Annotated in this window: 11 protein-coding genes; 5 read left to right on the top strand and 6 right to left on the bottom strand. The window is 58.7% G+C overall.

Annotation, left to right across the window (positions count from 1 at the left end; all coding sequences use genetic code 11):
• Nucleotides 1-40: 40 nt before the first annotated feature.
• The 4 genes from FTW19_RS16760 to secA all read left to right on the top strand — a co-directional run bounded on the left by FTW19_RS16760 (nt 41) and on the right by secA (nt 5,778).
• Nucleotides 41-967 (top strand): tyrosine recombinase, encoded by a 927-nt coding sequence (locus FTW19_RS16760; RefSeq protein WP_147648695.1) that lies wholly within the window; start codon nt 41-43, stop codon nt 965-967.
• The gene (locus FTW19_RS16755) at nt 964-1,899 is read left to right on the top strand and encodes a tyrosine-type recombinase/integrase (protein WP_147648694.1); all 936 of its coding nucleotides are present in this window, start codon (nt 964-966) and stop codon (nt 1,897-1,899) included. The genes FTW19_RS16760 and FTW19_RS16755 overlap by 4 nt, the downstream gene beginning before the upstream one ends.
• Before the next feature lie 16 nt (nt 1,900-1,915).
• Nucleotides 1,916-2,728 (top strand): rhamnogalacturonan acetylesterase, encoded by an 813-nt coding sequence (locus FTW19_RS16750; RefSeq protein ID WP_147648693.1) that lies wholly within the window; start codon nt 1,916-1,918, stop codon nt 2,726-2,728.
• A 65-nt stretch (nt 2,729-2,793) separates the two neighbouring features.
• Nucleotides 2,794-5,778 (top strand): preprotein translocase subunit SecA, encoded by a 2,985-nt coding sequence (secA, locus tag FTW19_RS16745; RefSeq protein WP_147648692.1) that lies wholly within the window; start codon nt 2,794-2,796, stop codon nt 5,776-5,778.
• Between the two features lie 99 nt (nt 5,779-5,877).
• On the opposite strand, the gene FTW19_RS16740 is transcribed toward secA, so the two are convergent.
• From FTW19_RS16740 to FTW19_RS16730, 3 genes are read right to left on the bottom strand one after another with little or no spacing between them, the layout of a single operon-like run.
• On the bottom strand, nt 5,878-6,459 hold the full coding sequence (locus FTW19_RS16740) for a hypothetical protein (protein ID WP_147648691.1): 582 nt from the start codon (nt 6,457-6,459) through the stop codon (nt 5,878-5,880).
• On the bottom strand, nt 6,456-8,348 hold the full coding sequence (locus FTW19_RS16735; protein ID WP_147648690.1) for a sensor histidine kinase: 1,893 nt from the start codon (nt 8,346-8,348) through the stop codon (nt 6,456-6,458). Before FTW19_RS16735 ends, FTW19_RS16740 begins: the two co-directional genes overlap by 4 nt.
• Before the next feature lie 18 nt (nt 8,349-8,366).
• The gene (locus FTW19_RS16730; RefSeq protein WP_147648689.1) at nt 8,367-9,803 is read right to left on the bottom strand and encodes a sigma-54-dependent transcriptional regulator; all 1,437 of its coding nucleotides are present in this window, start codon (nt 9,801-9,803) and stop codon (nt 8,367-8,369) included.
• A 104-nt stretch (nt 9,804-9,907) separates the two neighbouring features.
• Here FTW19_RS16730 and FTW19_RS16725 point away from each other — a divergent pair, with 104 nt between their 5' ends.
• Entirely contained in the window at nt 9,908-10,231 is a 324-nt protein-coding gene (locus FTW19_RS16725; RefSeq protein ID WP_147648688.1) for a rhodanese-like domain-containing protein, read from the top strand.
• A gap of 19 nt (nt 10,232-10,250) precedes the next feature.
• On the opposite strand, the gene FTW19_RS16720 is transcribed toward FTW19_RS16725, so the two are convergent.
• From FTW19_RS16720 to FTW19_RS16710, 3 genes are read right to left on the bottom strand one after another with little or no spacing between them, the layout of a single operon-like run.
• Nucleotides 10,251-10,865 (bottom strand): TetR/AcrR family transcriptional regulator, encoded by a 615-nt coding sequence (locus FTW19_RS16720; RefSeq protein WP_147648687.1) that lies wholly within the window; start codon nt 10,863-10,865, stop codon nt 10,251-10,253.
• Nucleotides 10,866-11,612: an ABC transporter permease gene (locus FTW19_RS16715; protein ID WP_147648686.1), complete on the bottom strand. Its 747-nt coding sequence runs from the start codon at nt 11,610-11,612 to the stop codon at nt 10,866-10,868.
• A gap of 2 nt (nt 11,613-11,614) precedes the next feature.
• Entirely contained in the window at nt 11,615-12,400 is a 786-nt protein-coding gene (locus FTW19_RS16710) for an ABC transporter ATP-binding protein (RefSeq protein WP_147648685.1), read from the bottom strand.
• Nucleotides 12,401-12,456: the final 56 nt, after the last annotated feature.

Below are 12,456 nucleotides of genomic sequence, written 5' to 3'. Positions count from 1 at the left end.
CATGGCGGCGCGGCGTACACATCGCCGGATAATGACAAGGATGAGCGATGCTGCCCACAATTCGCCACTGCTGCGCGAGTACATGACGTACCTCAGCGTGGAGAAGGGGCTGCGTCCTCTCTCCCGCGAGAGCTACCTGCGGGATCTGGAGCAGTTGGCCGAGTTTCTGGAGACGACGCACACCTCGCTGTTATCAGCGACTCAGACGCAGGTAAGTGCGTTCATGGAAGACATGCGGTCGCGGCATGTCGAGTCGCGCTCCATTGCGCGGAAGCTGAGTTGCTGGCGTGGCTTCTATCGCTGGCTGCTGAAAGACAAGCGCATCCAGCATGATCCGACCGTAAATCTGGAGACGCCGGCTTCTTGGAAGGTTCTGCCGAAGTCGCTGGCCGAGACAGAAGTGGGTGACGTGCTGACGCGAGCTGCTCAAATGGCGGCTCACCCCCAGGCCGAGCCGCAGATGCTGCGCGATTACGCCATCCTGGAGCTGCTGTATGCCGGCGGATTGCGGGTCAGCGAGATTACGACATTGCGCGAGGCTGATCTGCACCTGGACCAGGCGCGTGTTCAAGTCCGCGGTAAAGGCGACAAAGAACGCATTGTGCCTCTTGGTGTCCCATCCATCAAAGCTTTGGAGCGTTATCTCAAAGAAGCTCGTCCGGCCCTCTGCGGAAAACAGTTTGAGCGTACCCTGTTTCTGAGTGTGCGAGGCAAGCCGCTGACACGCGACTGGATATGGGCGATGGTGAAGAAGTGGGACAAACGCGCCAGCCCGCACATGCTGCGGCATAGCTGCGCCACTCACATGGTGGAGCACGGCGCCGACCTTCGCAGCGTGCAGACCCTGTTGGGCCATGCCGATATCGCCACGACCCAGGTCTATACGCATGTCGCTCTCGGCCGCTTGAAGCAGGTGCACCGGCTGCATCATCCGCGCGCAAAGCGTCGTGAAGGAGCTGTGTCATGAGTTTTGCGGACCTGGCGGAAGAGTTTCTGCGAGTGATCGAAGGCGAACGTGGAGCTTCGCCGCATACCCTGCGTGCGTACCGCCGCGAGTTGAAAGACTTCGCAACGTATCTGGCGGAGACATTCGGCGAGCAGAGAAGCATCCTCAAGGTCGAGCACACACACATCCGGAACTACCTGGCGGTCTTGTTCGATCGGGGTCTGGGAAAGCCATCAGCCGCGCGCGCTCTCGCAGCCATCCGATCGTGGTTCAAGTGGCTGGCGAAGACGGGCCATGTGCAACAAAACCCGGCGCTCCTGGTCTCCACACCGAAATTGCCGAAGCATCTGCCGCGTGTTCCCAGCGTGGAAGAGGTCAATCGCGTTCTTGACTCGATGGATAGCGATGAGGAGGCTGCAACCTGGCCGGCGCGTGAGCGCATGATCTGGGAGCTGCTCTATGGCTGCGGCATCCGCAACTCGGAGCTGGTGGGCATGGATCTTGCAGACATTCAGTGGAAGAACGAAGTCATTCTTATTCGCGGCAAAGGGCGCAAGGAGCGGTTCGTTCCCCTGGGAGACGCTGCCGCAGAGGCGATTCGCGCCTATCTTCCGGAGCGGGAGCAGCGCCTGACATCTGCGGGTAAGGGAGCTCTGGTGGAAGCGGGGCCCCTATTGGTAAATGCGCGGATCCGTGGTTCGGCGCGGTTGACCACGCGTAGCATCGGCCGCATCGTGAAGGCAATTGCGGTTAGCAAAGGTCTGCCGGCGGACGTGCATCCGCATACGCTGAGGCACGCCTTTGGGGCACACATGCTGGAAGAGGGAGCCGATCTGCGTGCCATCCAGGAGATTCTCGGCCACGAACGGCTCTCGACGACCCAGCGATATACGCAACTTACGGTGAATCAGGTGCAGCGCGTCTACGACGAGACGCACCCTCGAGCGAGATAGTAGTAAAGTGGCGCGTATGCGTGCATTGCCTGTCTTTCTGCTCTTTGTGTGCTCTAGCGCTGTGCTGGGGCAGGCAACCCAAACGAATCCGGACGATGCTGTCGCCCGGCCGGTCACAAAGTACGACAACGCTGCACCACCTCTGAATCCGGCACTGCCGACCATCTTCATCGTGGGAGACTCTACCGCGCAAAATAAGGCAGATCTTGGCTGGGGCGATCATTTCGCTCACTATTTCGATACCTCGCGCGTCAATGTAGCGAATCGAGCCCGCGCGGGGCGTAGCAGTCGGACCTTCATCCACGAAGGTGCATGGGACGCTGTGCTTTCGCAGCTCAAGAAAGGCGATTTTGTCCTGATTCAGATGGGACACAATGACGGCGGCCAACTGGATGGGGAAAAGCCGCGGGGCACTCTGAAAGGAATCGGCGAAGAGCAGAAAGAGGTGGCGCTGCTGGATGGATCAAAGGAAGTCGTTCACACCTACGGCTGGTATCTGCGGAAGTACATTGCGGACACGCGCGCCAGAGGCGCGACGCCGATTCTGCTGAGCCTGACGGTACGCAACATCTGGACGGATGGCCGAATCGAACGGGATATGGGGTATGACGGCTTTATCGGGCAGACGGCTGAGGCGGAACATGTGGCGTTTGTCGACATGGCAACGGTCGAGGCCGACAAGCTGGAGGCGATGGGTGCTGAAAAGACAAAGCTTTTATTTCCCATCGACCACACGCATACCAGCTCCGAGGGCGCGGAGCTGAATGCAGGGGCTGTGGTGGAGGCGCTGCGGCGCGCAAACTCGCCGCTGACTACGTACCTCCGGTAGAGCGCCGGCGGAAGCTTTCGTCTAAACTGATAGATGGGCGCATTGTGCCCGAGGGACAACTCGTTTTGATCAATACCGTTCTCGCGAAAGTCTTCGGCACCAGTAATGAACGTGCCGTGAAGAAGCTGCTCCCGGTGGTGGAGCAAATAAATGCTTTTGAGCCGTCGGTTGCGGCACTGTCAGATGAGGCGCTACGCGCCAAAACGGTGGAGTTCCGTGAGCGGATCGCCGTTAAGACGAATGGAATCGAAGATGCTGACGCCTTGCGCGCGGCAGAGATGGCGGCTCTCGATGAGTTGCTGCCCGAGGCCTTTGCCGTGGTGCGCGAGGCGGGTAAGCGTGCCGTAGGCATGCGCCATTTTGATGTGCAGTTAATCGGCGGTATGGTGCTGCACTCCGGAAAGATCTCCGAAATGAAGACCGGCGAAGGTAAGACGCTGGTCGCCACTTTACCGTGCTATCTGAACGCCCTCGCCGGTAGAGGCGTGCATGTGGTCACGGTGAACGACTATCTGGCCAAGCGCGACGCCGAGTGGATGGGAAAGATCTACGAGTTCCTGGGTCTGACGGTCGGCGTGATTGTGCACGACCTGGACGACCGCCAGCGGCGCGAGGCCTATGCCGCGGATATTACCTACGGCACGAATAACGAATTCGGTTTCGACTACCTGCGCGACAACATGAAGTTCGAGCTGACCGATCTGGTGCAGCGCGGACACTACTACTCCATCGTCGACGAAGTGGACTCCATCCTGATCGACGAAGCGCGTACGCCTCTGATCATCAGCGGTCCCACGGACCAGACGACCGACAAGTACGCCCGTGTGAATGTGATCATTCCGGAGCTGGAACGCGGTGAACTGACAGAAACGATCGAACAGAAGATCTACACCGGCGACTACGTTGTGGACGAGAAGCACAAGGCCATCACCGTAACGGACGAGGGTTGGGAGAAGATCGAAAAACTGCTCGGCATCGGAAACATCGCTGATCCTGAGAACTGGGACTTGAAGCATCACGTGGAGACGGCGGTCAAGGCGCATACGCTCTACCGCCGCGACGTCGAGTACGTGGTGAAGGACGGCGAGGTCATCATCGTCGACGAGTTTACGGGCCGTCTCATGCCGGGCCGCCGCTGGTCTGATGGTCTGCACCAGTCGATTGAGGCCAAGGAAGGCGTTGCCATTCGCAAGGAAGACCAGACGCTGGCGACCATCACCTTCCAGAACTACTTCCGCTTGTACAAGAAGCTCTCCGGTATGACAGGTACCGCGGAGACGGAAGCTGCTGAATTCGACAAGATCTACAAGCTCGAAATTGTTGTTATTCCTACGAACCGTCCGATGCTCCGCCTGGAACACCAGGACGTGGTCTACCGGACGGCGAAGGAAAAGTACTTCGCGGTGGCGGACGAGATTCAGCGTCTGCATGACAATCACCAGCCGGTGCTGGTGGGTACCACGTCGATTGAAAAGTCGGAGCTGCTCTCGCAGATTCTGCAGAAGAAGGGTGTCCGCCATGTAGTGCTGAACGCAAAGTTCCACGAGCGCGAAGCCGAGATCGTCGCGCAGGCAGGCCGTCTGGGAATGGTGACCATCGCTACCAATATGGCTGGACGCGGCACCGACATTCTGCTGGGCGGGAATGCGGAATTCATGGCTCGCCAGGAGCTGGTGAAGAAAAATCTGGCGCGTGCCGTAAGCGCCGCCGAGGGCGCGATTTCGCCAACCGCCGGACCAGGCATGACACGGTTTTACTACCAGGGACAGGAGTTCGAGACCTCACATCAGCAGTGGGACTCTGTCTTTTCCGATTTTGCTGCCAGAGCGGTCGAAGAGCGCGCAAAGGTAGCCGAAGCGGGTGGCCTGTTCATCATCGGTACTGAACGCCATGAATCGCGGCGCGTGGATAATCAGCTCCGTGGACGCGCCGGCCGCCAGGGCGATCCGGGTGCTTCAAAGTTCTATCTCTCCCTCGAAGATGATCTGATGCGCATCTTTGCGCGTGAGTGGGTCAGTACGCTGCTGCAGCGCCTGGGGATGGAAGAGGGCGTGCCGATCGAAAGCAACATGATCACACGCCGTATCGAGGCAGCGCAGAAGGCCGTCGAAACCCAGAACTTCGAGAGCCGCAAGCACGTCCTCGAATACGACGACGTCATGAACAAGCAGCGCGAGGCGGTTTACGGTCTGCGCCGCGGTCTGCTGGAAGGTGTTGATCAGAAAGAGTTGATTCTCGATGACTACCTGACGACGGCTCTGAGCAGTGCTCTGGACGCAAACGCGCCGGCGGACGTGCATCCGGACCAGTGGAAGACGACAGAGCTCTTCGCTGCGCTGGGCGATGTCTTTGGACCGGGACTGGACAGAGAGATCGATGCCTCGCAGCTAAACCGGCATGAGCTGGGTGAGGCGATCTACGAGAAGCTGCGTGGCCGCTACGAGTTCAAGGAGCAGATTCTGTCGCCCCAGGGTATGCGCTATCACGAGCGCGTCATCATGCTCAGCGTGCTCGATAGCCTTTGGAAGGATCACCTTCTGGCAATGGACCACCTGAAAGAGGGAATCGGCCTGCGCGGCTATGCGCAGCAGGATCCTCTGGTGGCTTATAAGAAGGAATCGTTCGAGATGTTCGAGGCGATGATGCTGCGCTTCCAGGAAGACACGTTGCGCACGCTCTTCCGCATGCAGATCATCGGACCGGATGGAACGCCGATTGAGACTCCGGAGCAGATGGCAGCGCTGCGTCCTGCGGCTTCGCCGGAGCTGGAAGCCGTGGAGGTCTCCTCCGGTGAAAATGCGGCCCAGATTCCGCAGACCATGCGCGAGATCCCGATTCCGACGCGGGCTCCGCAAACAACGATCGACGAGCTGGAGCGTGAGTTCCAGCGGCGCAAGGAACGTGAGCTGAATGCGGCCCGGCAGGCAGGCGGAGACGCCTCTGCCGAGCCCGCTGCTCCGCGCCGTGCCGGAGAGAAAGTCGGACGGAATGATCTTTGCCCCTGCGGCTCTGGCAAGAAGTACAAGAAGTGCCACGGCGCCGAAGCATAGGCCCCGAGAACGGTCCTTGTTGAAGGGAAACGAAGCACATCTGGCCAGCTCCGCCGGGTTTTTCCTTCAATTATTCAATTATTTCGATCATTGAATTACTCAGCGCGCGATATCGTCAAGCAGCAGCTTGGCTTTGGTCGTCAGAGTATTTGCTCCGTCCACGTCGCCGGCCTTCAGCGCTTCACGCGCTTTCAAGAGAAAATCCTTAATCTGATCGACAGCGGTTTTGTGCGAACCCGCCACAGAGCCTGAGAGACCCTCAAGTCGCCGTTGCGTTGCGGCTATGAGTTCCGCTGCCTGCTGTCGGGCCTGGGCCGAGGTGTCGCCGCCTGTAGAGAGCTCTCCAATCACCGATGCGGTATCGGGCGCAGGTGTCCCTGTACTCGCGCTCTGGGTAGGAGGCGGTGTCGTAGTGGGTTGTGTTTGCGGCCGTCGCCGGCCTTGCGTCTTAGGGGGGTGCTGCGGCTCTTCCTGTTTCGGTGGCGCCGGTGGTGGCGGAGCAGGGATGTCGGCTTCCGCGCGGCGTTCTGCGTCCCGGACAGTAGCTGGAGGCACCTGGATCGGGGGGGCCGTGATTACGGGAGCCGTGGCCGCCTGAACCGCCTTGGGGGAGTGTTTGCAACCCTGGATCACGATGCAGGCGGCTGCAAGTGTAAGCAGCACTGGATAGCGGCGTGTCATACACGGCTCCTTTCGCCTGGTACTCCGTGACTCAGGGGAAGCAGAATCGTGAAGGTGCTTCCATGGTCCGGCGCAGTCTGGTTCGTGTTCGACATAACGTCGATCGAGCCACCGTGCAATTGCAACATGCGATACGTCATGGCGAGACCAATGCCGCTTCCTTTGGGCTTGGTAGTAAAGTACAGATCGAAAACCTTCGGCAGAAGTTCAGTGGGAATACCAACTCCCTCATCCATAATACGCAGTCGCGCGTCTCCATCGTTACGGTCAAGCACAATACGCAGCGTGCCGCCTTTTGGCATAGCCTGTGCACCATTTAAGACGATGTTCAGCACAGCTTGTTGCAGCAGCTCCGCATCGACCAGGACCATCAGCGGAGTAGAGGGCAGCTCTTCAACCAGGGTAATCTTCTGGTGCGAAAAGGACTCGGCGGTGAGGGCGCCGACTTTACGCACGATCTCACGCAGATCGTAGTCATAGAGACGAAGGTCGATCGGACGAGAGAAGTCCGCCAGGGTCTGTACCACACGATCCAGGCGCTGCATCTCCTGGGCAAGGATATCGACGTGTTTCTGCGCGCTGTCATCGGTCGCTTCCGCGAGTTTGCTGCGCAGCAGCTCCAGGTGGACCACCATGGCATTGATCGGGTTTTTGACCTCGTGTCCAACACCGGCGGTAAGGCGTCCGATTGCAGCCAGGCGGCGCGAGACCTCGATCTCCTGTTCCAGCTGCTTGGCGGAGTGCGCGTCATGCAGGGTGAGCAGGGCTCCCAGACGTTCTCCGCTGCCGGTCTGCTCGCCGTGGATGAACTGAAGAGAGACCTTCGCTTCACGGCCATCTTCCAGGACCACCGGCTCTTCAATCAGATTGGTATGCATGGCGAAGCAATCGCGGACGGCCTGTCCCAGCACCGTTCCGCGATGGAAGATGTCTTCGGCGGTGCTGCCCAGAATGGCGTCACGATCGCGCCCGAGAAATCCTTCAACAGCTTCAGAGACCATGACGGCACGCCGGTCGGCGGTGAAAAGGATGACTCCGTCGCGCAGGGTCTCCAGCATCTGGTTCAGGTTCGTCTGTAAGGCAGAATAGATCTGCTCCGTGGTGCGAATCTTTTCTCCGAGTTTGGCGATGCTCTGCGAGGCACGGACGACGGCGTCAGGTTGATCGCGCGGACCTTCGATCAGTGGTGTCGACGAGTTTGCCAGCATGAGTTGTTCAAGCTGCTGGTTGATGCGCTCGATGGGGTGAAGGGCAAGACTGGAGAGCAGGGCAGCGATCAAGACGCAGGCGGCAAGCGCCACCAGTGCAAAGATAACCGCGGCCTTCAACCATGGTGCATAGCTGCTGCGCAGAAAGGTCGAACGAACCCCCAGGTGGATCGTGAGGAACGGCTGACCGTTGCGATCCAGAGGAAGAGTGACATCCAGCACCTGTGGACGGCCAAAGACGGCCCGTGCCTGTTCCAGTACGCCACCTCCACTAATGCGGCTGAAGGGCGAGCGATAAGGAAATTGCTGATCCAGCAGTGTCGGATCCGTCGACGAGAGAACGACGCCATGGGCGCCGGTGACAGTGACGTCCTGTACCGGGGGAGAGTAACGCACAATGGCATTCATCTCGTCGGCGAGCGGTTGGTATCCGCGAATGGCATTGGCCACAGCACTCTGAAACGCATCGTCGGAGTTGTCGGCAGGGGGATGCTCCCGCAGGCCGCTCACGAGTGCCTGGCGGGTGCTGAGGGTGACCTCGCGTACCAACACGTCATTGCTGTCGCCCGTCTGGGAGATGCGCTGGCGCAGCAGTTCGCCCAGAAAAACCAGGCATAACACCAGCACGACGGCGAAAGTAAGCGCGGTAAACGCGAGAACGAGCTTGGTTTTCAGGCGCATGTCGATCGGGGGAGGGGGTTACGCCTCATCGCCCGCGCTGGCGTATTCCTTCAGCTTGTTCTGCAATGTCTTTGAGCTGATACCAAGAATCTCGGCGGCGCGGGTCTTATTGTTGTTCGTTGACTCCAGTGTCTTCAGGATAAGTTGGCGCTCGGCTTCATCAACCGTCGTGCCGACCTCTAGTTCTACGATATCGTTTCCTGCCCCGGAGGCGGATTCCCGGAATGCCGGCGGAACCTGCGGTACGGGCCTTTGGAATGCCGTATGACTTGGAGGAATAAAGCCGTGCTCTCCGAAGTTCGCGGGCAGATGCTTCATATCCAGAGCTCCGCTGCCGGCAAGAATCACTGCACGCTCAATCGTATTGCGGAGTTCGCGGACGTTGCCGGGCCAGGGATAGTGCATCAGCCGGGCCATGAGCGTATCCGTCAGGCCGGAGACAGTGCAGTGGTGACGATGGTTCATGTCCTCGATCATCGATTGCGCGATCGATGGAATATCGCTGAGGTGGTCGCGCAGGGGAGGCATGTGGATGTTGAAGACATTCAGACGATAGTAGAGATCGCCTCGCAGCTCGCCGGCGCCGACTGCCGTCTGCGGGTTTTTGTTGGTCGCCGCGATAACACGGACGTCGACCGGTGTCTCTGCCTTTGCGCCCAGGCGGCGGAGTTTGCGGTCTTCCAGGACACGCAGCAGCTTGGCCTGGGTTGCCGCCGGCATCTCGCCGATCTCATCGAGCAGGAGCGTGCCTTCCTCTGCCAGCTCAAAGCAACCGGCGCGGCGTTCCTGCGCTCCGGTGAATGCGCCTTTTTCGTGGCCGAAGATCTCGCTCTCGATTAGCGTCTCCGGAATGGCGGCACAGTTGACCGCCACAAAAGGTTTGGTTCTACGGGGGCTAAGGTCATGCAAGGCCCGGGCAGCCAGCTCCTTGCCAGTTCCGCTCTCGCCCGTAATGAGAACCGAGACATTGGAAGGGGCAATGCGCTCGATCAGCTCGAAGATATCTTTCATGCTGGTCGAAGAACCGATGAGCGGGCCAAGCACACCGGTCTCCTTCAGGCGACGGCGTGTGATTTCCAGCTCGAGGTCCGCGCCCACCTGGCGGCTTGCGTTTTGCAGAATGGTACGCAAGCGAACAGGGTCGATCGGCTTTTGGATGAAGTCATAGGCGCCGATGCGCATGGCTTCAACAGCCGACTCGATCGATCCCTGCGCCGTCACCATAATGACGGCGACCTTTGTTTGCAGTTCCGAAATGCGATCTAGTAACTCTAGACCATCCATGCGCGGCATACGCAGATCGGTGATGACGATGGAAGGAGCCCACTGCTGGATCTTCTCCAGCCCTTCCAGACCATCCCCGGCTACGTCCGTACGGTAACCCCAGCTGGCTACCAATTCCGCGAGTCCTGTGCGAGCGTTTGGCTCGTCTTCAACAATAAGAACCTTATTCACAAAAAAACTATCCTAGCTAAAAGTGTACGAGCGTTTAGATGCAAAATGTTCATTATTGCAGGCGCGGCAGAGCAGGAAATGCAGGCACAGGGTATCCTTTTGGTATGGACTGGGAGATTTCCGTCAGCGAGTACGCCAGGTTAAAACAACAGCCGGCAGCTCCTGTTCTGGTAGACGTGCGTGAGCCGCTTGAAGTACAGCTTGCCAGCATCGAAGGTGCGGTCCGGATGCCGATGGGCGAGGTAAAGGCTCGTGCGCACCAGGAACTGGACCCGGACGCGCATATCGTGGTGCTCTGCCATCACGGAGCACGCTCGCTTTCAGTAACGGCCTGGCTTCGCCGTGAGGGATTCGAGAGCGTGCAGTCGATTGCCGGGGGAATCGACGCTTGGTCGCGCGAAGTTGATCCTGCTATCCCGCGGTATTAGAGCGTGTGATTCCCAAATCCTAGAGTGACACACCCTGACGTCTTGGGACTGCATACAGGGCGAGAAACGCCTCAGCGATATGCCGCTCCAGGTGAGGTGCAAATTGAACCTGGGCGCCGGCTTCGCGCTTGTGGAAGATATTGCGATAGAGCAGTGGCCCCATAAGCAGAGAAATCGCCGACTCTACATCAATCGTCTGGACCAGTGTTCCGCGTTGCTGTTCGCGTTGTATCCATTCCTTCAGCGCCGTGATGACAGGCGACATGGCACGCGCCCGCCATGCCTTGCCGAATTCCAGGTTCCTGGAAGCATAAGCAAGCACATGGGGCATAATGCGCTCGCGTAGAAAGGCGCGGTCCGGAGCGGCTTGATAGCTCAGGCGTGCAATGAGGTCAGCGCGCAGATCGCCGGTATCTGGTACAGGAACCCTGATATCGCTCCCGACGAGATAACTTAGGGCTTCCAGGCACAGAGCATCTTTATTCGGCCAGTGCTTGTAGATGGTTGCTTTGCTGACGCCTGAGACCTCGGCGATGGTGTCCATGCTGGTGGCATCGAGGCCGCGCTCAGCAAAGAGCGAGATTGCGGCCTCGATGACCTTTTGGTGAGCTACTTGACTTCGCGTGCGGGCCACTTAAGCTTCGATCTTAGAAAACAAGTAGGCGCCCAGCAACAGGAAGGCCCCCGCGACCACCGTCAGAACCGTGAGATTGGTGGATGGTGCGAAGTGCCACACATTGGTGAGTGTTCCTCTCAGCCCATCCACTCCATAGGACAGGGGATCGATCTGATTGGCGATCCGCATGCCGATCTTCTGGTTGTCGAGCGGAAACAATGCTCCCGACAAAAAGTAGATAGGCATAACCAGAAAGTTCATCACAATCTGAAATCCCTGCATGTCTTTGATCGCCGAGCCGAGAGCTGTGCCCAGCGCGGCAAAGACAAGAGCGATAAGAAAGAGGAAGAGAAATGCACCTGGCAGCGCCAGCCAGCTTTGCGGCCGGAAGCCGGCCAGCAGGCAGACGCCAAGAACGATTGTCCCCTGAATGATAGCCACCGTCGCACCTCCAAGCGTGCGGCCGATCATGATCTGTAGCCGTGAAACAGGAGCCACGAGAGTCTCTTTCAGGAAGCCGAATTGTCGGTCCCATAACATAGCGATTCCTGAAAAGACGGCAGAGAAGAGCACCGTCATAGCGACGACTCCCGGAGCCATAAATTGCAGATAACTGCCGCGGCCTGCCTGCCGGAAGACAGCGCCAAAACCAAAGCCGAACGCGAACAGGTACAGACACGGTTGCGCCAACGAGGCGGCAACCTGTACCCGGGAGCGGACATACCGCTTCAGTTCGCGTAGCCAGAGAATGTAGATTGCTCCCATTGCTATCGCCTCCACATCTGCGCCATCTGGCGCAGCCCTGCTTTTGCATCGGCGCTTTCATCACGCAGAGACGAGCCCGTCAGCGCGAGGAATGCGGCCTCAAGTGAGTCCATGGATGTCTGCTGTTTGAGCTCAGCCGAGGTGCCCTGCGCGATGATGGCGCCGTGATCCATGATGGCGATGCGATGGGCTATTTTTTCGGCCTCGTCCATGTAGTGTGTCGTCAGGAAGACAGTCGTCTTTTCGGTTTCGTTCAACGCCTTCACGTGAGTCCAGAGCTGATTGCGGCTCTGTGGGTCAAGGCCGAGTGTGGGTTCGTCCAGGAAGAGGATCTTTGGCGTATGCAGCAGTCCGCGTGCGATCTCAAGCCGCCGCTTCATGCCGCCGGAAAAGGTCTTAACCAGTGAGTCCTTACGGTCCCAGAGCTCAAAGGTCTTCAGAAGAAACTCAATGCGTGTTGCCCGTACCTTGCGAGGCACGTGGTAAAGGATGCCGTGGAGCTCCATGTTTTCCCAGGCAGTCTGCTCCTGGTCGAGGCTGGGGTCTTGAAAAACGATGCCAAAACGCTGTCGAGCTTCCTTCTGATGGACATTGGGGTCCATGCCGTCGAGTTGAATGGAGCCGCTGGTTGGCCGCAGCAGGGTAGTCAGCATTTTGATGGTGGTGGATTTACCTGCCCCGTTAGGGCCAAGGAAGGCAAAGATCTCGCCCTGAGCGACATCGAAGGAGATCTCCTTGACTGCGGTGAAATCTCCAAATCGCCGGACGAGGTTACGGACACTGATCATGCAGATCACTCCCTTCGGTTTTTCAATACTGAACGGTTTAGTTCACTTATGTCAAC

Origin of the sequence: Terriglobus albidus (genome assembly GCF_008000815.1) — a bacterium.
GTDB lineage: Bacteria > Acidobacteriota > Terriglobia > Terriglobales > Acidobacteriaceae > Terriglobus > Terriglobus albidus_A.
This window is presented reverse-complemented; position numbering and strand designations above follow the sequence as displayed.

Coding starts and splice junctions, on each gene's coding strand:
- FTW19_RS16760 (WP_147648695.1), top strand. CDS start 41: ATGAGCGATGCTGCCCACAATTCGCCACTGCTGCGCGAGTACATGACG.
- FTW19_RS16755 (WP_147648694.1), top strand. CDS start 964: ATGAGTTTTGCGGACCTGGCGGAAGAGTTTCTGCGAGTGATCGAAGGC.
- FTW19_RS16750 (WP_147648693.1), top strand. CDS start 1,916: ATGCGTGCATTGCCTGTCTTTCTGCTCTTTGTGTGCTCTAGCGCTGTG.
- FTW19_RS16740 (WP_147648691.1), bottom strand. CDS start 6,459: ATGACACGCCGCTATCCAGTGCTGCTTACACTTGCAGCCGCCTGCATC.
- FTW19_RS16735 (WP_147648690.1), bottom strand. CDS start 8,348: ATGCGCCTGAAAACCAAGCTCGTTCTCGCGTTTACCGCGCTTACTTTC.
- FTW19_RS16725 (WP_147648688.1), top strand. CDS start 9,908: ATGGACTGGGAGATTTCCGTCAGCGAGTACGCCAGGTTAAAACAACAG.
- FTW19_RS16715 (WP_147648686.1), bottom strand. CDS start 11,612: ATGGGAGCAATCTACATTCTCTGGCTACGCGAACTGAAGCGGTATGTC.
- FTW19_RS16710 (WP_147648685.1), bottom strand. CDS start 12,400: ATGATCAGTGTCCGTAACCTCGTCCGGCGATTTGGAGATTTCACCGCA.